At 46.6% G+C, this 21,299-nt stretch carries 18 protein-coding genes; 14 read left to right on the top strand and 4 right to left on the bottom strand.

The window, feature by feature from the left end:
* Window positions 1-8 precede the first annotated feature (8 nt).
* The 4 genes from IXB50_RS14580 to IXB50_RS14565 all read left to right on the top strand — a co-directional run bounded on the left by IXB50_RS14580 (window position 9) and on the right by IXB50_RS14565 (window position 7,034).
* Window positions 9-4,172, top strand: a complete 4,164-nt coding sequence (locus IXB50_RS14580) for an eCIS core domain-containing protein (protein ID WP_215609711.1) — start codon at window positions 9-11, stop codon at window positions 4,170-4,172.
* Between the two features lie 10 nt (window positions 4,173-4,182).
* Entirely contained in the window at window positions 4,183-4,851 is a 669-nt protein-coding gene (locus tag IXB50_RS14575) for a pentapeptide repeat-containing protein (RefSeq protein WP_215609710.1), read from the top strand.
* Window positions 4,852-5,005: 154 nt separating this feature from the next.
* Window positions 5,006-6,325 carry a type III secretion system chaperone family protein gene (locus IXB50_RS14570; RefSeq protein WP_215609709.1) on the top strand — a complete coding sequence of 440 codons (1,320 nt, stop codon included), beginning with the start codon at window positions 5,006-5,008 and terminating at the stop codon, window positions 6,323-6,325.
* Between the two features lie 73 nt (window positions 6,326-6,398).
* Window positions 6,399-7,034 carry a restriction endonuclease subunit R gene (locus tag IXB50_RS14565; protein WP_326520807.1) on the top strand — a complete coding sequence of 212 codons (636 nt, stop codon included), beginning with the start codon at window positions 6,399-6,401 and terminating at the stop codon, window positions 7,032-7,034.
* 18 nt (window positions 7,035-7,052) lie between these two features.
* Here IXB50_RS14565 and IXB50_RS14560 read toward each other — a convergent pair whose 3' ends face one another.
* The 4 genes from IXB50_RS14560 to IXB50_RS14545 all read right to left on the bottom strand — a co-directional run bounded on the left by IXB50_RS14560 (window position 7,053) and on the right by IXB50_RS14545 (window position 13,883).
* Window positions 7,053-9,461 (bottom strand): COG1470 family protein, encoded by a 2,409-nt coding sequence (locus IXB50_RS14560; protein WP_215609708.1) that lies wholly within the window; start codon window positions 9,459-9,461, stop codon window positions 7,053-7,055.
* A 14-nt stretch (window positions 9,462-9,475) separates the two neighbouring features.
* On the bottom strand, window positions 9,476-9,964 hold the full coding sequence (locus IXB50_RS14555; RefSeq protein ID WP_215609707.1) for a PPC domain-containing protein: 489 nt from the start codon (window positions 9,962-9,964) through the stop codon (window positions 9,476-9,478).
* A 22-nt stretch (window positions 9,965-9,986) separates the two neighbouring features.
* A complete protein-coding gene (locus IXB50_RS14550) occupies window positions 9,987-11,705 on the bottom strand; it encodes a serine/threonine protein kinase (RefSeq protein ID WP_215609706.1) in 1,719 nt (572 codons plus the stop codon).
* A 78-nt stretch (window positions 11,706-11,783) separates the two neighbouring features.
* Window positions 11,784-13,883, bottom strand: coding sequence for a substrate-binding domain-containing protein kinase family protein (locus tag IXB50_RS14545; RefSeq protein WP_215609705.1), 2,100 nt, complete (start codon window positions 13,881-13,883; stop codon window positions 11,784-11,786).
* 387 nt (window positions 13,884-14,270) lie between these two features.
* Between IXB50_RS14545 and IXB50_RS14540 the strand changes: the two genes are divergently transcribed.
* The 10 genes from IXB50_RS14540 to IXB50_RS14495 all read left to right on the top strand — a co-directional run bounded on the left by IXB50_RS14540 (window position 14,271) and on the right by IXB50_RS14495 (window position 20,927).
* Window positions 14,271-16,103 (top strand): CAP domain-containing protein, encoded by a 1,833-nt coding sequence (locus tag IXB50_RS14540; RefSeq protein WP_215609704.1) that lies wholly within the window; start codon window positions 14,271-14,273, stop codon window positions 16,101-16,103.
* A gap of 566 nt (window positions 16,104-16,669) precedes the next feature.
* Window positions 16,670-16,957, top strand: coding sequence for a RebB family R body protein (locus IXB50_RS14535; RefSeq protein WP_215609703.1), 288 nt, complete (start codon window positions 16,670-16,672; stop codon window positions 16,955-16,957).
* Window positions 16,958-16,995: 38 nt separating this feature from the next.
* On the top strand, window positions 16,996-17,262 hold the full coding sequence (locus IXB50_RS14530; RefSeq protein WP_215609702.1) for a RebB family R body protein: 267 nt from the start codon (window positions 16,996-16,998) through the stop codon (window positions 17,260-17,262).
* A gap of 112 nt (window positions 17,263-17,374) precedes the next feature.
* Window positions 17,375-17,641, top strand: coding sequence for a RebB family R body protein (locus tag IXB50_RS14525; protein WP_215609701.1), 267 nt, complete (start codon window positions 17,375-17,377; stop codon window positions 17,639-17,641).
* A gap of 59 nt (window positions 17,642-17,700) precedes the next feature.
* Window positions 17,701-17,967 carry a RebB family R body protein gene (locus IXB50_RS14520; RefSeq protein WP_215609700.1) on the top strand — a complete coding sequence of 89 codons (267 nt, stop codon included), beginning with the start codon at window positions 17,701-17,703 and terminating at the stop codon, window positions 17,965-17,967.
* Between the two features lie 142 nt (window positions 17,968-18,109).
* The gene (locus tag IXB50_RS22830) at window positions 18,110-18,328 is read left to right on the top strand and encodes a RebB family R body protein (RefSeq protein ID WP_215609699.1); all 219 of its coding nucleotides are present in this window, start codon (window positions 18,110-18,112) and stop codon (window positions 18,326-18,328) included.
* Window positions 18,325-18,936 (top strand): RebB family R body protein, encoded by a 612-nt coding sequence (locus IXB50_RS14510; RefSeq protein WP_215609698.1) that lies wholly within the window; start codon window positions 18,325-18,327, stop codon window positions 18,934-18,936. The genes IXB50_RS22830 and IXB50_RS14510 overlap by 4 nt, the downstream gene beginning before the upstream one ends.
* A 120-nt stretch (window positions 18,937-19,056) precedes the next feature.
* A complete protein-coding gene (locus IXB50_RS14505; RefSeq protein WP_215609697.1) occupies window positions 19,057-19,410 on the top strand; it encodes a hypothetical protein in 354 nt (117 codons plus the stop codon).
* A gap of 25 nt (window positions 19,411-19,435) precedes the next feature.
* Window positions 19,436-20,476, top strand: a complete 1,041-nt coding sequence (locus IXB50_RS14500; protein ID WP_215609696.1) for a hypothetical protein — start codon at window positions 19,436-19,438, stop codon at window positions 20,474-20,476.
* A 31-nt stretch (window positions 20,477-20,507) separates the two neighbouring features.
* The gene (locus IXB50_RS14495) at window positions 20,508-20,927 is read left to right on the top strand and encodes a hypothetical protein (protein WP_215609695.1); all 420 of its coding nucleotides are present in this window, start codon (window positions 20,508-20,510) and stop codon (window positions 20,925-20,927) included.
* The last annotated feature ends 372 nt before the right edge of the window (window positions 20,928-21,299 follow it).

The following is a 21,299-nucleotide window of genomic DNA, read 5'->3' as shown; positions in this document are numbered from 1 at the left end:
TAATTGCCGTGCCCTCCCAATCCCATACTTCACAATCAACCAATTCAACCTGGTCCCCAACAGCACACCAGACAAAGTCAACCCAGACTGGTTCCCATGGGACCCCTAGCCTGGGTCAGAAACCTGCTCGCCCTTTTATTACATCACCTTCTCAGACAGCTGGAACAGCCCCATCTCCAGATTTACAAGCCCGTTTAGATGAGACTAAACCCTCTAACCGATTTGATCTGGCCCAGGTTAATCTCTTTGCAGGAGCAGCGCCTTCAGCACCCGTAACTCCTGCAGCTACAGTTCAGCAAAAGCCTGAACCGGATGAGCCCGAGCAGGAAGACATAGAATCGGACGAAACTATCCAGCGCCAGTGTGCAGACTGCGCGGCAGACGACGATGATGAATCTGGTAAATCGATACAAACCAAGCTAACAGTTGGGCAGCCTGGCGATAAATATGAACAGGAAGCTGACCAAACAGCAGCAAAAGTTGTGTCGATGCCTGAGCCAGTAGTACAGCGATCGCCTCTGGCCTCTTTTCTGAAAACAAATAAGGTTCAGCGGAAAGGCGGTAATGAGACAACGACCACTGATTTTGAACAGCGGCTGCAGAGTAGTAAGGGCAGTGGTGCAGGACTGAGTGAAGATGTGCGGGGCTTTATGGAACCCCGCTTTGGAGCTGACTTTAGCCAGGTGCGCGTGCATACAGGGTCAACAGCTGTACAACTCAACAAGGAAGTCGGAGCTCAGGCATTCACCCACGGTAATAATATCTATTTCAATTCAGGAAAGTATTCCCCTGGTTCGACCGCTGGCAAGGAACTATTAGCCCATGAGCTAACCCACACTATTCAGCAGACAGGAGGTTCACTAAATAAAATACCCCAAAAGCAATCCTTAGATGATGAGCACAAGATTTCACTTAAAGCAAAGAGTTTAACTGATTATTCCATCACTGAAAATAAGCAGATATTTAATCAGATATCTGAAGGAAAAAATACAGTACTCCAAGCAAAAACTAATGCTCAACCATCAGAGTCGTTGACAGTAGACAGTAATTCAACTGATTCAAATAGGAGGCAAGAATATTCTTTTACAAAGCATAAGGGTCTTCAACAGGACCTTTCTACAGAACAAGCACCCAAACACATAAATAGCCCACAAGGTTCAGAGAATTTTGGTTTTGAAACATCAAAATTAGTAGATATCGCGGACAATAAAACTTCTGTTTCAGATGGTGAAGTGCCTGATCTGAATTCTAGTTTAGACCTACTAGCCAATCGCGATTCTTTTTCGGCTACTGATATTGAACCTACGATAGAGGGGCCAAAGGTTTTTGATTTTTCTCAACAAGATTTACCGTCAACTGAGAACTCTATAGATAATAGAGTCAACATATATACAAAAATAGATGCTCCAAGCTCTAATAAGCCTGGCCTTGAACTACTGCCGAAAGACATTTCTAAGAATATCTCTGATTCTCGAATTTATCAGCCAGATTTCAACTTGATTCAACGGAGTGAAGAGGAAGATGGTGGCAGTGGTATAACAGGGCGGATTCGACGACTTATTAGTGGTATTGTTGATGGCCTTCGTTCTGGATGGGGCAGTTTGAGCCAGATGGCTCAGGGTGCTTTTGAAGGGATTGGTAGTCAAATTGGTGGCTTGACCCAAGGATTAAGTAGCCTCGTTTCTACAGCTATGTCGGGACTGCAATCGGGCTGGTCAACACTTGGTCAGATGGCCAGTCAACTGGTCAATGGGTTTAAGCAACAAGTTGGAGGAGCTGTTAGTTCTATAATGGCTGCAGCTCAGACAGTTTCTCAAGCTGTTATGACCTTGGATGCAAATGCTCTCCGTGCAGCTTGGGGACGTGTCACAGGTTTAATGGGAGGCATGTGGCAACAACTTCAACAAGCTGGCCAGGCAATATTTCAACGCGTTAGCGGATTATGGAGTAGTTTGCAGGAACGTTTCAATGGCGTTTTAAGTAACCTTACGAATCGGGCACAGGAAGTTTTCAACCGCTTAAAGGCAGTTGCCCAGGGTGTGCGCCAAAGATTGTCAGCAGCGTGGGAAGGGCTGCGTAATCGAGCATCTGGGCTATCAAATGTACTGGGGGGAGTTTTAGATCGTTTGCGTTCACTGGTCAATCGTTTCCTATCTTGGGGACAGCGAATTTGGAGTGGCATTCGACGGCAATGGAGTGGGTTGCGCCGTCGAATGAGTGGAATATTTCAAAGGGTACGCCAGCGTGTAACGAGCATTTGGCAAGGTCTCCAGCAACGGGCCGCTCATCTATGGAGTCGGTTACGGGGACTTTGGAGTCGCCTACAAAGATGGGTACAGCAACAAACACGTAATGCTCTCAAGCGCATTCAATCAGTATGGAACCAACTCCGTGACTTTGATATTGGAGAGGTTATTCAAGCTTTTATTCGGTATGCGCCTTTTCTGGAGGTAGTGCGAGAAGCAGCGCAAGATCCAGATAGTGTTATGCAACCGATGGCACAGGCGATCGCTAGCCAAATTGATGCTGGGATGCCTGCAGCAGCTGAGCAAAAAGCGCGTGAACAGGCTTCTGGAAGCGGAAATGTGAATCAAAGCGCTGAGCCATCGACAGATGAGGTACTTATTCAACAGCAAGTTGATACATCGGCCCCAGAAAACACTACGTTACGCCAGCCCCTCGATCAAAATGTTCTTTGGAGTGGTTTCTGGGAGGTGCTTCTAGAAAAATTGGGCAAATTAAATCCGCTAGATATTGTCCTAGATACGCTATACACTTTTGTTTGGCCCTGGCCTGCAGTTGGTGAAGAATGGGCAGGTTTGAAAGCAGATTTAGGAAAAGCTGTCAGCCGAATGATGTCAGCAGGTCTGGGTTTTTGGCGGCATTTACTTGATATTCCGCTTATTATTTGGCGACGAGTTAACAACATCCTCATGCATCTCTATGGCTGGTTTACACTAGCCTGCGTTATTGTTGGTGCTTTTGCAGGAGGCATCGGAGGAACTGTTGGCGGTACTATTTTGGGTGCAATGGGAGGAGGGGTACTAGCCCCACCAGGTGCTGCGGCTGGTGCCGGTGGTGGTATCGCTGGGGGCGCTGGCGTTGGCTTGGGATTTGCCCTAGGCCTCGGGGAAGGATTGCTGGCTTCGTTTGTTGCTGCTGAACTTCTATCTATTGGTAAAGCTTGGGCGGATTTGTCCTTTGTGGAGCAAATCATAGATGAGCAGGTAGAAGATCTCGATCAGATGGCTTCCAGCTCCATTGCAGCTGGAATTGCAGGCATATTGCTAGCATTATCGGCCCTAGCTGGAGAAATAGCAGGACGCTTCTTAAGAAAGCTAAAACTCACGCCAGGTGGGGTAGCTCAACGATTTATTCAAGGTCTTGACGCTGGATTCCGTCGAGGAAGTCCTTTTCGTCGAGGTGAAGGTGGCGGTGTCCGCGAAGGCGATGAAGGCGGCGGTGTCCGCGAAGGCGATGAAGGTGGCGGTGTTCGCGAAGGCGATGAAGGCGGTGTCCGTGAGGGTGATGAAGGCGGTGTCCGCGAAGGCGATGAAGGCGGTGTCCGTGAGGGTGATGAAGGCGGTGTCCGCGAAGGCGATGAAGGCGGTGTCCGCGAAGGCGATGAAGGCAGTGTCCGCGAAGGCGATGAAGGCGGTGTCCGCGAAGGCGATGAAGGCGGTGTCCGTGAGGGTGATGAAGGCGGTGCTCAGGCTCGAGAAGAACGTCTTGAGGAACTTGCTCGTGATCCAGACCATAATGGGAACATTACTCCGGGTAGTCGGAGAGAAGCGGAGGTTGCTCTTGGATTGGAAGAAGCAGGAAGATTAGAAGGCCCTGTCAGAAGACCTCAGCATGGTGAAAGTGGTGACTTTGTAGATGCAACGGGACAAGAATGGGATGTAAAAGCACCACGCAGTCGTGAAAGACTAATAGAACATATACAGGAACAAGCCAGACAGCGAGGACGACCAGAACCTAATATACCTGCTGATCGCCCAATGCGTGGAGAATTTACTGTAGAGGGCGAATTGGAAGTAATCCGAGGAGAGTTAAGAACTGGAGAGAAAGTGATTATAGATACTCAGAATCTAACCCCACAAGATACTGCTGCTTTACAACAGGCTGTGCAAGATGCGGGACTTAATGGAGATGTAATTTTCTATCCTTAGGGAGATACCTATGTCATTTCAGAAAAAAAATATTCCTCTTGATCTTGTCACGGCATTAGCCTCTAGCCGTGATTGGCATGAAACTATGGGAAAAATCGGTAAACCACTATTTCTAGCTTACGAGACTTATCGAGGTATTGACTTTTCAAAGGAATTTTTTACTGAAGCAACTTTACAAGAAGCTGACTTAAGTGAATCTTGTCTTCAGGAAGTGGATGCAGTTAGAGCATTAGCCAATGGAATTCGCTTAAATGACGCAGTTTTACATAGTAGCAATTGGACAAAAGCTGAAATGGAAGAAGCAGAGGTTTCAAGAGTCCAGGCACACCATGCTATCTTTGCAAAAGCAATGTTGCGAAATGCATTATTTCGCAAGGCAGACTTAACAAAGAGTGATTTTAGCCAAGCTATTTGTATAGGAGCTGATTTTTCGGGTGCTTGTCTTTCTGAGAGCAACTTTTCAAAAGCAATTTTGGATGACGTAAATTTTCAAGGTGCGGATTTATCTGGGGCAATTTTTGATGGATGTCACCTTAGCAAAAATACAAAAATCTCTAATGCTTACGGCATTAAAAAAATAAAATGTACTTATGCATTTCTATCCGGTGAACGTCTAGATGGTATTGATGCAAAGCTCTATTTAGAGGGGGACTTAAATATTGAGAATCAGTTTAAGTAAGTCCACTAATTTAAAGAACAAATATTTCACCTTTAGCGCATTTTAAAATTCTCAACAAAGATTTCCATGAATTGAATATTTGCTAAATTGGTCGTCAGCCTTAGACTTCTGAATACGCATAAAAATGTAGTTCTATAATTGTCGTAATAGAAGGATGGAAAATACTAATCAAAAATCAAAAAACAACTCAATAAATTTTTTTTTAGATTCTTATTCAGCTATTTCTGTAAATATTTTAGAATCAAACTTTCTCGACTGTAAACCTTTCAAAAAATATCGAATTAAAATTGAATGTGATCTAGAGACCTATCAAAAAATTAAAATACAATCATTATTTAATTTGAATTCAGAACTATGGATTTTTTTTGATGAATCAAAACTTGGTAATACAGATCCTATAGAAATAGAACTTCTTTTAAAGCCTCAACTATGCTCGAAGTTAGAAACCTATACTGGGCAGCCCGAACAAAGACTAGCCTATCTTGTATCCCTTTCCAAATCATTTGATGAACAGATTTACAGTTTTGAAAAACTGGGCTCTGAATCAACTAAAAAACATGAACCACACACAGAGGAAAACATAAATCCCCTTTTGCAAACAAAAAACTGGTTTGCGCTTTCTGTAAAACAGAAATTAGCGTCAGAAGAAACTATTTACCCTACATTATGGTCTTACGTAGACCCATCTTACGTTCATCCAGAGGCCATTGCTGATGGACAGTTTCATGAGGCTGTTATTAAGTTCTATGAGCAGCAAGGCAAAGTAGAAATAGCAAAATTTGAACAAGTTATTCAGGAAGTGTTTGGGATCATTGAAGAAGAATTAAAGTCTTTCGATGAGCCTGCTTTTCTTAAGCAAACAGAAGAATTGGCTTCAGATATTTTCCAAGAAATTGGTCGCGCTATCGAGCATTGGGGCAAAAAGCCTTTTGAAGGTACTTCACCTCCCTTAAGTCATCCAATCTACGATACAGTTATCAACTTCTTTTCAGAAGATGACTGGGAATTTTCTAAACTCAAAGGGGAATCTATACTGCGTCTAGCTGCACAAGGAAAAAATAGTCGATTTACTTGTTATGCAAAAATTCTAGAAAAGCGACAGAAGTTTATTTTCTACTCAATATTCCCTGCTTCGGTCTTTCAGACTAAACGGCTACAGATAGCAGAATTACTAACACGAATCAACCATGGTTTATTGGTAGGTAATTTTGAACTAGATTTTGAAGCAGGGGAAATTTTTTATAAAACTAGCATTGATGTCAAAGGTGACAGGCTTACCTATGCTCTCATCCAAAACCTTGTCTACACCAACGTCATGACCATGGACCAATACCTCCCCGGTATCATGGCCGTCCTAGAGCAAGATACCTCACCCGAGCAAGCCATCCACCTCGTTGAACAAGGAGAAGCTACTCAAGAGCCACAACAAACTCCAGCTACCAGTCTAAATCCAATGGAACGCCTCGTCTGGTAAACATGGCCTTGACCTAGTCGATTAAAATGGAAAGCGTTAGAGTCAATGCTTTCGACAGAGGGGAGTCAAACCCGTGGTACAAACTATACCTGCCAGTAAAATCACCCTCTACGATTTGGAGCGACGGTTTCAGCTAAAGCAAACCAACGAGTCATCATTCTTCAAGGAATGGCAGGAAGAATTACCACCACTCACAGACATCGAAAAACAGCGGCTTACCCGAATACAGGCCACCGTTGCTAATTTAGAGCGACGCTCACTTCTAGAAAATACAGTTAAACTAGCCGTCCTGGCTCCCCTGCTCGATTTAGCCGGTTTATTTTTGCCTCCTTTTTACGTCAGCACCGAAGACGCCGTTAATATTGAAGCCACTGACAATAACCTCATCGTTCAAGGTCGTATCGATATCCTTGTGCTGAAGGAGCAGCTTTGGGTGTTGGTGATCGAGTCAAAACGGGCTGAGTTTTCACCCAAGGTCGGTATCCCTCAAGCACTGTCTTACATGTTGGCAGCTCCCGACCGTGAGCTGCCTTTGTATGGCTTGGTTACTAATGGTACTGATTTTGTTTTTTTGAAACTTGTGTTTGAAGATGGACCGCATTATTCGCGATCTAGACAATTTATCCTAGATCAAGATCAAGACTTAGCTAAGGTTCTACAAATCCTAAAGCATCTGGCTAAAATAGTGGCTCAAACTGCTACCACTTAGATCATGTAAAAGCTTCATTTATCGTGGCGGTGGTGGTGGCACGGGGACCGGCAATGACCTAAACGGTACATCCCGAATCTGTAAATTCAATGGACTAATCGGCCTGGTTTGATGACTCGGTTGCAACACCTGAGCCGCTTTTACCTTCTCAATGACCAAGGACTGACTCGTCTCCTCCCCTGTTTCCGGGTGGGTTACCTTCAACGTCAGCGTCTCAGTTCCCTCCGCAGGACTCAGCGGATAGCTCAGTTCACCCGTAGCCTGTTCTAAATGTCCCGGTGCTGGCAGCAATTCTACCTTGGCCCCATCAGTCACCTGCCAGGTCAATTTTAAGTTTGTTGGTGTCTGATTGTGCTCCAACACATGCACCAACTTGGGCGTCTGCCGTACATCCTGACCGTTTACCTTAAAGTAAACAATCTCCGGTGCCGGCGGTCGAATCGACAACAGCGACGTATGCGCCATAATCTCTTCGCCATCATAATTACGACGCGGGAACACCGTTAGATAAAACTCATACTGCCCAGGTTCCATCGCCTGGGTAGGTACGCCATTACAGCGCAGATGATTCTCAATTACCTGGCAGTAGGAAGTCAATTCCCCAGGCACTCCTCGATCAAAGTGATACAGCGTTGGGGCAACATTTGTGACTCCCTGTTCATTTAACCCCACCAACTTTAAACTCTGAATATCCGCTGCATTGCTCAACTCCCAGTTCAACTGCACCGGTGCAACATTCAACGCCTTTGAGGCTTCAGCCTCCGCTACGCGATACTCCACAGCCGTCGCCGACAAATTTACAATCTTGGGAGGGCTGGGAGCCGCTACCTCAACATCAATCAGTTTCGTTGCTGCAGGCACCGCCACTTCCGCTTGATTATACACATCTAACCGAAACGTATGTTTCCCCTCGGTCAGATTTAACTCTGGATGGCCAAACCCACCACAGTGAAGCGATTTCTGATGGGGAGACTGCCGCCTTAGATCGCGATAGGCACCGATTAATGTGGCTTTCCATGAATCATCGCTATGGGTAATCACCGTTTCGCATCGTGCCTGGAGCGCGGCTGGTAGACCATAGTCACTCAACGAGGCATTGTATAGCTCATAGTCTTTGCCATCATTGCCTGCATAAACCAACCTCATAGACTGGACCTCATCCCGGTTACTGATCTGCCAGTCAAAACTAATGTCGGGTGCTTCCCCAGCTCGGTATTGCTCACCTGTAGTAGCAAAATTCAGAATTTGTGGTTTAACGGTTGGTTGATATAGCAAATGCCACCAGGCCAATAATGCTGCTCCTATGAATCCACTGGATAGACAACCTGCCAGTATGAGTTTTAATAACCATCGATGCTGGGACTGCCATTTTAATGTGGCTTCACAAGTGGTGAGGGGAACAGTTTCTGGCTGATGCTGATGACGGATCTCCAGAGTTAGGGGCACCTTAAAATTCTGTAGCCCCAACCAACGCTGTCGCAGGACAGGGGTGATGGTGACCGTCTGGGTATCTCCAGGGGCAATGGTCAGAGCAGCGGGCTCAATGTCATAGGTAAACCGCTGTTGGGGCGCTCGGGTGGTAACGGCAATTGCCTGGCTAACGTTGCCTGAATTTTGTAACTCTAGGGTCAGTGTCTGATCAAGGGTGGGGAGTAGGGCTGTTTCAGGATAAAGTTTGGCCGCTAGCTGTGGATTGGCTGCTAAGGTTAAATAAATAGCCTCAAACAAAATTGTGTCTGGCTGATGCTGAGAGCCCAAGCGTAGGGTGATGGTGTAGTTACCAGCAACCGTTTGTTGAGGAGGATGCAAATTTAGAACAATGTTGCCAGACTCGCCAGGGGCCAGAGGTAAGCCAACGGCTCTACCGGCTAGGGGATAAACCACATCAAACCAGCCTGGGGCAATATCTAGACAGGTCAGGTAAAAGCAATCGGCATGGTGTGAGCGGTTAGTAACCTGGATGCTAAAACTAGCGTTTTTTTCAGGCTCTAACTGGAAGGGGGTGAGGGAGTTTGTGGCGGGCTCTACATGGAAAATAGGGTCTTGGTGTGCTTGAGCAGGAGGTTCAACGGTTAATTGTTGATAACAGCGTAGATAATGCCCCAGGTGAGCTGAAGACTGGGCCCGAATCTCATAGCTGTAAAGGCCAGGAACAGCTTGTAATGGCACCGTTACCTGTAGGTCAATTTCGCAGGTGCTGTAGGGTTCTACATGAAAAATTCCCTGGGTGTTTTCTAAACGGACCCACTGTAGAATCGCTTCAGATTTGACATCGACTGGAGCTACCCATACTTCAACTTGAGTGGCAAATTGGCTAGGGTTGTGCAGCGCTACAGTCTGTCGTGCTGTGGGCATACCGGCCTGTAGGCTGTATCCACCACTGGCACTGGCTATTTGTAATTGTTGTAGAGACTGTTGCGTAGCCATAATTGCGGTAGAATTTACTGATGACTTTGTACTAATAGGTCGTAGCGGATATGGCTGAGACCGCTATTGTTCCATGCGGTAATCTGTTGCTGGTCATTGATTACCGGCGTATTGCCAAACGTGGTAACAGCGGCATAGTAGGTCCCAGATTTAGGTAATATAAATTGAGAAATGCGGGATTCAAAGTTATTCTCTGTTTCGTCGTCGTTGTACGCTAGGATACGCCCTTGATGATCGAGCAGATACAGTTGAGAGTCCTCGTCTGTGTGGGATGTACCCGCTAAAATTTCGGTGACGTCCACATCTAAGGTGATTGTTTGTCCTTGGCTCCCTTCAAACTGAAATAAGTTATAGCCTGTGCTAACGTTGCCAGATACTAGGGCATTGCCCTTGGCAACATTCAGAATAATGGGGCCAGAAGGTTCTGCTGGGGCTTGACCAACAGCCGCTGTCAACATGACAAAACTACTAATGAGTGGAACGATGGGCAGCATGAGCTTCATTGTCTGGTATCCCTCTAAAGTCTTACCCTAAAGCCGGTTGGTTGGATGTTTTTAACTGTTGCTTGTCTCGATATTCTGTGATTTTTTCTAAGGCAATGCGATGGGCCTCGGTATGGGCCGGTATTTGATCTAAATAGGTCAACGCTTGCTCAAAGTTTTTCAGAGTTGCCTGTTCATAGGCTTCACTGAGTAATGCCTGGGCCTTGATTTCACGTTTCTCTTGGTATTCGGTGATTTTTGTCTGGGCTTCTAAATAACGTTCAGCGTTTTCAGGTACTTGTTCTAAATACACTAAAGCTTTAGCGAAATTACTTGCTTTGGCGTGATGATAGGCTCGGGCAAAGTAGTGGTTTTCCTGGGACTGGCTAAACCTGGGGGCGGTGTCACTTACATTGGTAGGTGATTCTGGTACCGGCAGTGGTTCGGAGGATTGTCCAGTCTCGTTAGTACTTGGATTAGCGGGAAGCGATTCTAGTGAATTGGGCGAGGTCACAATTTCTTGATCGCTATAAACCTGTTTGTGATAGAGGGCGATGCCGCCCACGGAGGCTGTCAGTGCTAACACAGCAGGCGTCCATTTAAAGCGGCGAGAGACTGAGGGTTCTGGTGGTTGCCAAGGAACGATTAATGTATCTTTCTGTGCTTCAATCGGTGTGGGTTCAGGATTGGCTATGGCTGCAACAGATAGTTCGGCTGAGGGCACTTTGACCAATGCCACGGGCTCTAATGCTGAGGTCTCTGGGTGAACCGGTCTGGGGCTAATCAGTGTTGGGGTAATAACCTCTTTCGGACTGAGACACTCTGGCTGGTTGAGTTCTGAACTGTTGTGAAGCGCTCCAGTTGTTGGAGATATGGGATGGGATGTAGCTTGTTCTGGTGGTTGGATGCTTGGGGGAGCACTTAATTGAGCCTGTTGCTGACTATTTTCTAGGGCAAACAATGCTTCCTGGGCATTGATATACCGTTGGCCTGGCTCACTATTTACCATGCGTTTGAGGATGGTCACCAAGGGCTGACAAGGCAACTGGCTGAGTTGATGGGACAGCTGTTCACTTGATGCCCAGGGCTGTCGCCCGAGGAGAAATTGTATGCCCAATACACCCAGTGCATAAATGTCGCTGCTGGGGTGATGGTGTCCTTGCCACTGTTCTGGGGCGATATAGGCCTGGTGTCCCAACTGACCGAGGATATTGCTCTTTAATCCGTTTTTCTGATGGTCGAGAGGGCAGGGCTGTTGATTACAATTAGCGTTGAAGTCAGTTAAAACTAGTTTCCCTTCAGACTGGCGAATAAGATTGTTGGGGTGCAAATTACCATGAACAATTCCCTGCTGGTGGCATTGGCGCAGGGTATTTAAGATCTTTTTTAGGAGGTTGGTTACTTGAGTATCACTCCAGCCTGTTGGAGTTGGAATTTCCCAAGTTAAGGGTTGTCCATGGATATATGGGCGGATGACATAGCGATATCCATCGACTTTAAATTCTCCTAGCAGTGGTGCGGTGTTTGGAATATTGGACGGTGACTGTAATCCCTCTAGGGAAGAGGCTTGGTGATTGGTGTCCAGAACCCTTACCAGACGATAGCAACCCTCAGGTTCGCGATTATCTTGAACCACATAGGTGCCAACCATTGCCCGAGAGGTATCTAACTGCTCAATCAGGCGATAGCCTTGATAGGCAAGGTGTTGGCTGGCCTCAGCTGCACTGACTGATTCACTTGTGAAGAAATTGTCCACAATCATAGGACTACTACTTGAGCTAATACGGTTATATCGGTAGTGTTTAGGGCCTATCTACTTTCAATAGTTAGGGATTTCACGTTAGGGATCTGAGCGGTCAATGGGAATGATGCCTGCTGCCTGGAGACGGTTTTGGTTGTCTGGATGTCTGAGGAGTTCAGCAACGGCTGCTCCTGTTTTGGAGGTTTCTGGATAGACGACGACGAGTTCATAGGCCAATAGGCCCTCTGTGGCTAGTTGTTGGACAAGGGCTGTATCGGGTTGGATGCGATCGCGACACAGATCGGTCCTGGGACTAATGGGTTCACTGTCCTGTTGCAGAAGTTGCAGCTGACGGCCTTCCACATCGATGGCTAAGGGATAGACATCACACTGCTGCTGTACTTTGCTCAGACGGTCGAAGCCAATGCCAATAGTGGGTTCAGAGGTATTATCCAGAACGTTCCATTGGTGAAAGGTGCGATTGACGTTACTAAAAACGTCATAGTTGCCATGGCCATTGTTCTGTTGGATTTGCGATCGCAAATCCCCCCTACTTTTCTCTAACAGCCGCTCCATCGCCTCGACAGATTCCGGCTCACCCCCTAACACCTGCTGAGAAAACCTCTCAAACAGAGGCGGTTGAGCAGAAAACCTAACCTTTGGCGGCCGCTCTGCAGTATCGCTTGTCTGGAGCGGATAGGCCTTAATATAAGGCACCTCAGGGAAATAAGCCTGCACCAAAGAGCCATTAATGGTATCCGTTTTTCCCGTAAACACCTGACGTAGCTGAGAGAGAGAAAGGCTATCCCCCATAAAGGTGGTGGCGCGCTTTGCTTGATTACCGTTTGAGAATGCCACAAACGGCACGACCGCATCATAGGCAATCGGCTGCACCTGCAATCCAGCGGGAATGTCATCGTCATTATCCATTAACGCAAAGTCAGCCTGCTCTTCTAAAAGTTGTTCAAAGATATCGCCCCTTGTCATCTGATCGGGACGAATACCTGACGATTTTACAGGCTTTAGACTGTGGCCTTCATCCAATAATGCATCGATAAAGTGGCTATTTTCTGAGGATGTCGCCAAAATAGACTGCCATGTCCCCTGGGGTTCGAGTAAGTAACTGGCTGTAATCGTATGGGCTGACAATGGGCGTAGTTGCCATTGTTGAATAACGCTATAGCCTAACCACAAGATACCTAGCAGTCCCATGGCTGCACCCACAGCCGTTTTCGATTGCTTCAAGTAGGCTCGCCCAGCTATGGGCTTAATCGTTGCCTGGATGGATGGAGTATCCGCCACCACCTCAACCGGAGGGGCTAAAGATAACCCAGTCATCGGCTGATGAGACAATTCTGGCAAGTCCCGTAGATCTTGTAAAGCTTCTTCAGTGGTTCTAAAGGTGGCTGCAGTTTGACCCGTCAACCCATAGAGAAATGTCATCAGTTCAGGACTCTGTAGTTCCATCTCTGATAGGAGCTGGGCTGTATTCTCTGTTGTGTTTAGCCCCTGTCCCAACAATAATGAGAAACCAAGGTGGCCTAAATCATGCAAATCCTGGTGAATTGAACCGAGATCTTGCACGCACTGCGCAAGGGACTGATTAGCCCCAAAAATATGTTCCCATAGGGCTAAGTCAGTCACATAAATGAAAAAGTTATCAGAGCGGGGGGAGTCTTCAATGGTTCGTATCCATAAACTATCTAAAGATAGGTTGCCATGGCAGAGACCACGCTCAGAGCCCGTTGGCCAAAGCACGCTACAGGCTGTGTGCAAATATCTCAATGTTTCTAAACACTGTTGTAAGGCCTGTCGTACCTGGCAAGGTGAAAGCGGCCCATGGGCAGAAAGATATTGTGATAAGGGTTCAGCCCCTTTTAGGGGATGACTGATCAGATAACAGGCCTGTTGTGTAGTGGCAAAATCTTTGAGTTGTACCAATCTAAAATCAGGCCCCTGACCTAACCTTAGATTTAAATCAATTAGTTGCTGAAAGGCATGGCGTTGGACATCTGCCATGTCATTCAGAAGATACTCCTTAACCCATACCTCTTCTTGACTGGCCTCCTGCCGCCCAAGGTATAGGTTTTTCCCAATGGGGTGATCAAAATAAAGATCAAACCGTCCCCACAAATTGCCTAATAGTTTGCAGTGCGACGATTGTAAGTCCTCTGAGCCATTGGTTATACTAGGGCGCATGCGTAGTATCTCCACGGATATAGCAGTTACGAAAATATACCGACCTGCTACAGTAGCTCCGGATTATTGAAATCTAAAGTATGAATATCGTTGCATAGATTTGAAGTTTACTTTCGACTTCAAACTATGCAGTTGGGTCATGACTGTGTGCTTTTCGCTCAATGGAAAGATCGTAAATTCACGTATTCACCTATCCATTTCAGGTGTTATTTAGCACTTAAAATCTTGTTGAGCCAACCGTTAAAACACTCTCGGTGCATCTACCCGTAATTTAGATTTGCTTCAAAAAGATCCTTTGAAGTTGGGTGTTAGCACCATGGGGTCGACCGCGTGCCAGCGGATAAAAAAGAACAGTACGGCACGTACCGATCCGAAATACCTATAAAAATGGATACACCAGCCCAGCAGCAAGCATTCGATCAACACTTTCTCTTACTTATCAACAACGAGCGTCACCTCCATGGCTTAGCTCCACTAACCCTCGACCCACAGTTAGATAGTGTTGCCCAGAGTCATACCCATGACATTGCTCAGCCTGGTAAAGCAGTCAACCATATTAGCTCCAACGGCTCTAGCCTAGGAGAAAGAGTATTAGCTACTGGTTATAACTATCAAACAGCTACCGAAAATATTGCTGCCGGACAATTTAACCCAGATGAAGTAATACACGACTGGAAAAACAGTCCTGAACATCTTGCCAATATTCTGAACCCCCACGTTACCCATCTTGGCGTTGGTCATACTTACTTTCCAAACGATACTGGTCAGAAAGAACTTTTTGATTATTGGACCGTAGTTTTAGGTAGTCAACTGCCCACACCAGTCCCTGCCCCTGCCCCTGCGCCACCAGTCCCTGCACCTGTACCCGCTCCCATTCCTGCGCCAGTTCCTGTTCCTGTTCCAACACCCGCACCTATTCCAACACCCGCACCTGTCCCCCCTCCAGCACCCCCAACCGAGCCAGCTCCAACTCCAGTACCCACACCAACTCCAGTACCCACACCAACTCCAGTACCAGCACCAGCCCCGATTCCTACGCCAGTTCCAGTTCCAGTTCCCGCGCCCGCGCCAGTTCCAGTTCCCACACCCGAACCCACGCCTGCGCCAGTTCCCACACCCGAGCCAGTTCCCACACCCGAACCAGTTCCAGTTCCCACGCCTGAGCCAGTTCCAGTTCCCACGCCCGAGCCAGTTCCCACACCCACACCAACTCCCACACCTGCGCCAGTTCCCACGCCTGAACCTGAGCCAATTCCTGCTCCCGAACCCACGCCCAAACCAGTTCCCACGCCTGCGCCAATTCCCACGCCTGTGCCAGTTCCTGTTCCCGCTCCCGCTCCAACACCAACACCAGCCCCAACACCAACTCCCACGCCTGCGCCAGTTCCAGTTCCCACGCCTGCGCCAATTTCCACGCCTATTCCGGAACCCGTTCCCACCCCTGAGCCTGAACCAATCCCTCAGTCTGAACCAACTCCCATTCCTTCTCCTGAACCCATTCCAGAACCCGTTCCCACTAGGCCCGAACCAGCTCCCATTCCTTCTCCTGAACCTGAGCCAATTCCTTCTCCTGAACCAGCTCTTACTCCTGAGCCAATTCCCACCCCTGAGCCAGCCCCGATTCCAGACGCTCCTCAACCTTTGCCAAACATCCCAGCCTCGTCATTAGGCACGCCTGGCGATGACATCATTGTCGTCAATTTAAATGTTGGACCAGTCGCGGGTGAACTGGGTAATGATGAGATTCTTGGTAGCGATGGTGATGATGTACTCCGGGGAGATCACAATAGCCGAGCATCCGGTGGCAGCATCGGTGGTGACGACTTGATCAACGGCGGTGCTGGTGATGACCGCATTGGTGGCAAGGGCGGTAATGATAGGCTCCTAGGGGGTGAAGGTAATGATGCAATCTGGGGAGATGATGGTGATGATCTCCTGTGGGGCGGCCTTGGAAATGACATCCTGACTGGAGATGATGACTCAGGTGGTCAGGGTGCTGATACCTTTATCCTGGCTGCCGGGGCAGGAGTGGATATGATTATGGACTTTGAAGTTGGTGTGGATTTGATTGGCTTAGCGGATGGGCTGAGTTTTGAGGATGTCTCTCTGGGGCAGGGTGAGAATGGAGCAATTCTTTCTGTCGGTGAGGATGTGCTGGCTGAGGTGAAGAATGTAAGTGTTGGTGATTTGGGTGAGGGAATGTTTGTTGAAATCGAGTAAAGGCTATGCCTTTTGACAGTAGGGGCTGTGCCTTATGTCAGCTTTCCGAATTATGCTTCAGGTACCGAGCCCCTTTTTATGGAAGTAGTTCTATAATTCCAACTAGCAGTCTGTCAGGATTCAATTTTTGGGTAAAGGTGTTTTAGTTTGATGCGTGCATTATCATCAGTGGTGAATTGCCAATCAATGCCCGACTGTTGAGATATTACGGTTACACTCTTTAATCATCTGGATAAAGTCGAGTTAAGTATTACGTGTCATCAATTTCACCGTAACGTCATAGCGTAATCGTCAATTTAGCCGGAAACGCCATTCATTCATCAAGGTATTCGTATACATTTCAAACTACTATCTATGAGTAAGTAAACCGGTGTAGGCTCAATCTTAAGAATTAGGGTTGACGATCTCCAAAAGCTTGTAAAAATCATGTATAGGAGATGTAAATCCTAAGATGAAATTGCGGCAAAACACTAGTTGACTTAAATTAGCAAAAACAACGTCTTCCCAAAAACTCTCATCCACCACTATTCCTGCCGAATAGTGATATTTTACCCTACGGAAAAACAATGGCATTCCCCACAAGTGTTAATGACCAAATTACAGACTCCGTCACCCAGGCTAATACCAAGGTCTTGGGTGACTCGCCTGCGATCTCGATGGGCAATCTCTACCAGGCAACAGCTCAAGCCCTAGCCAATGCAGCTCACAATGCAACCAATTCTCAGCAACAAAGCTATGTAACTGGCCAGGCATCAACGACAATGGGAGTGGCAACACTTTACTCCATTGACACCGCATCAACTGCTGAAGCTACCAAGGAAATTCTTAACTCAACAGTCAAGGGGTTAGGGTAACTGATTATTCTGAATCTAGCCATAAGGGAGTACTTTAAATGGCCTTTCCCACCGCCGTCAATAGCCAAATAACAGATTCGGTTACCCAGAGTAATCTTCAGGTACTGGGCTCGTCGCCAGCTACTGCCATGGGTAATCTTTACCAGGCAACAGCTCAGGCACTGGCTAATGCGGCTCACAATGCCACAATGGCTCAACAACAAATGTATGTAACGGCCCAAGCTGCTACCACCATGGGCGTGTCAATGCTTTACTCGATTGACACTGCTTCAACAGGAGTCTCAACGAAGAAAATTCTCAGCTAGTAAGTTTTCATGCGGAATAATTTCATATTTCGATGACTCTTCTTAGAGGGATTTACTTCTCTAAAAAGAGTCAAAACTCAAACACCAAACTAAACACCCAAGGATTTTAATTATGGCCTTTCCAACCTCTGTCAATAGTCAGATCACTGATTCCATCACCCAATCGAACACCAAAGTAGTTGGTGATTCTCCAGCAATAGCCATGGGCAACCTGTTTGTTGCCACCAGTCAAGCACTGTCAAATGCAGCCCATAATGCAACCAACAATCAACAACAATCTTATGTGACAATGCAGGCTAGCACCACACAGGGAGTAGCGACTCTTTATGCAATTGATACAGCTAGCACTGGTGTGGCAACTGAAAAAATCTTTCAATAAACCTGAGTAGATTCTACTTGCACAATCCACCAAAAATCAAACACTAAAGGATTTTAACGATGGCCTTTCCAACCTCTGTCAATAGTCAGATCACTGATTCCATCACCCAAGCGAACACCAAAGTAGTTGGTGATTCTCCAGCAATAGCCATGGGCAACCTGTTTGTTGCCACCAGCCAAGCACTGTCAAATGCAGCCCATAATGCCACTAACAATCAACAACAATCTTATGTAACTATGCAGGCTAGCACCACACAGGCGGTAAGTACTCTCTATGCAGTCGATACAGCTAGTACCGGTGTAGCGACCCACAAAATCTTTCAATAAATCCAGGTGATTCTAAACTCTTTATTCCTTTTAAGAGGATCTCAGGTTCATAGGCTCATTGTGAATTTTGGAGTTGTGAATTTTGGAGTTTAGGATCATTATATCCTCGTCCATAATGTCGTACCGTTGATAATGGTTAGATGTGGCTACCCCTGACGCCTCGATTGCTGCAACCACCCTTAACTCAGTTGGACAGGCCCCAAGTGTAGCTATGGGGATGGTCTACGTCTCCATGGCTACCAGCGTTGGACTTGCCATGGAGAATGCAGTCGCAAACCAGCAAAGAGGTCAGCTAATAGCTGAGACCTCGTTAGGGCAAGTTCTCACCATGATTTTATCTGCAGGAGCAAAGAACCCATGAATGAAGATGGAACCGTTAACTCTCAGGTGGTGGATTCGGTAACGAGTGCCACAACGCTGGTGACAGGTCAAGCTCCAGCAGGTGCGTTTGGCATGATGGATGCTGTATTGCTAGAAAGTCTTGGCATGGCAATGCATAACGCTGTTATGCGCCAACAAGGTGCAGGGTTAACTAGCAATGCTGCTGTTACAGCGGCTTGTGCAAAAATGTTAGGCACTCCTTTCCCTGCACCGTCGCCGCCGCCGCCGACTCCCCCCAAAGTCAATGATGTGCCCAGTCCACCATCCCCTAGCACAACTGCAGCAGACATAGATGCAGCTTTTCATACTGCTGATGCAGCCATTAAGGATCTTCAGAAAGCTAGCTCAACCTCTGATGCTGATGCAGCATCAGCTGCGGCAAAATTGAAGGAGTTGGTTAAGGAAGCATCAGGGGCAGATGCCTCTAGTGCGCCTAAAGCGACTGGCTCTACTGTGCCTAAGGCGACTGGCTCTACTGTGCCTAAGGCGACTGGCTCTACTGTGCCTAAGGCGACTGGCTCTACTGTGCCTAAAGCGCCTGAATCTACTGCACCTAAAGCGCCTGAATCTACTGAGCCTGGAGTGTGAGGAGCCTCTTAAATCTAAGGCTTTGATGTCATGCGTATTCGCAATTTATCTATTAGCGGAGAGCTGTGACATTCAATCTGACCAATCACTATTTGACCATCTTTATCTCTCAAACTTCCCATGGATCCAACCACTGTAAATCCCCAGATCATTGACTCCGTTAATCAGACCCAGTTGGCGACAATGAGCCCCCAGGTGGTGAAAACCAGTGGTGCTGGAAAGGCCTATCAATCGGTTGCCCAATCGGCTGCGATCGCTATCCAAGATGCTACCGATAACCTGCGCAATGCTAGTACGATAGCTACAACTGCTGCTGGAGTTGCGATTTCACAAATGCTTGTCGACCCAGCAAACGCAGAACTTTATCAAACAGTGATCCAAGAGTCAAAGGATTTGGTTACACAATCCACCACAGACCTTGCTGCCATCGGCACTGCAATGGCAACTTTGATGAAAGAGTTTCCTTCTGGCTGAGTAATAATTCAACTTAACGAAACCCATGACACTCTCAATTAGCAGCACTTCCATAAACCAGACCAGCCAGCTGGGGATGGAAACTCGAATAACATTAAGTATTATTGATGGCGGGTTAGCATGGTTGGACTGGGCCATGAGCGATCAGCAGGCCAGGTATGATTTTAAAGATGAAACGGAACTTGTAAGTTCAGTACAACAAGGTTTACATACGTCGTCACTCTGTTATTTACCAAATCTAGGATTACTGGTCAGCCCCATAAAGTTAATGACCTTGGGGGCAAGTTTACCCATTCTCGCTAAGGCAGAATCAGAGAAGATGTCGCCTGATCAGGATGGGGAGCTAAGGCAGATTCTAGTTGAAAACAATCTTCGTACCCAGCAAGATTTAGCCGATGGTCTCAATTTACTGAAACAGCTTGAAGTGGATCAAGCATACATTTTCGATGCGCTTAATTTTGAGGGCCGTCTAACGCTCTATAGTTTGTATCGTTCGACGATTGATTCAAAGGCTGATAGTGATCTCCAAAAAGAGGCTGCAGCGTTTGCCATCGAACAAGCATTTTCTTGCCATGAGTTCTGTGACTACTTTCAAATCTATTTGTTGCTATCTCGTCAGAAATCCAGCCTAAATAAAGAAGAACGCTTGGAGCGTGCCAAAAATTGTTTATCAAAACTGCTTCCACTATTATTTGGCTCCCTTGATTCTGTTCAAACGTCAGGAATTCCTGCTCCAGCAGAGATTTCTCCTCTGATTCAAAGATGGTCGCTGATGGGTAAGCGTTTAGGATTTCAAAATATCTCTTCAGCCCTATTAGAGATCTTGAAGCAGGTAGACTATGAGGAACAGCCCATATCATATTGGGAAAAGACTATTTCGGCGTATTTAGATACTGCCAAATCTTTTATTGCCATAAGTACCCCAGTATATGCTTGGATTAATCAAGCTGGAAACGGTTGTACTGTAGGCTATAAGACTAAAGATAAGCAAGCAGAATTAATCGTACAGGATGGCCTTATTTCATTAAGATCATTTAAGGTTATTTCTCAAACTAACGATAATTAAACTAACTTTTAAAAAATATGGAGTATCGAAAATGTCTGGTTTTGAAACACCACCTTCACCCATGGATTCAGAGGCGATTATTGAGCAAAATGAAAAGCTTTTGGAAAATACAGTAGAAAGCACTGAACAGGTAGTGCAAAATACTATCAACCAGACGGCTAAGCAGATAGAGAACTATGATGAAACAATCAAGGATGTAATCCACTCAACAGAACAAGTGGTACAAAATGCCGTCAATCAGAACGCTGAGCAGTTAGAGGAAAGTGTCGGAACAACTGAACAAGTGGTGCAAAATGCCATCAACCAGACGGCTAAGCAGATAGAGGAATATGGTGAAACGATTGAGAATATAATCCATACTCAATCTCAAATCATACGATCCTCCCAGGAGAAAGCTGACCAAGCAATTGCAGCAGCAATCGCTGCTACGCAAGAAAATAGTGAGGGCTAAGAGACCCTTTAAAGGTAAGTAGGTCAGTTCAAGCTTTTAAGTAGGTTGTCCCAATTATGCTTCACATCCTGAAGCCCCCTTCCGTCCCCCCAATACTGGGGGAGACTAGACTCAAAGCCCCAGTATTGGGGGGTTGGGGACTTATTCGAGGAAGCCAAACGCCTAGCCTTCTATCTTATAAACGATTAGGCTAACCCACTTATAAGACATAAACAAGCTGTTTAACCTCTTAAAGTCGCCCCCCTAAATCCTTAAGCTTAAGGATTTAGGGGGCGACTAATTTGAACTTCAATAAAGTTAGTGTCATGAATTTTTCGCCACAGATTTGCGGTCATGCTTGGCATGGTCTCGCTCAATGACAAGGAAAAAGAC

The organism is Leptothoe spongobia TAU-MAC 1115, from assembly GCF_018739885.1.
GTDB classification, from domain to species: domain Bacteria; phylum Cyanobacteriota; class Cyanobacteriia; order Phormidesmidales; family Phormidesmidaceae; genus Leptothoe; species Leptothoe spongobia.
The sequence above is the reverse complement of the archived record's forward strand: the minus strand, read 5'-3'. Positions and strand labels throughout refer to the sequence as shown.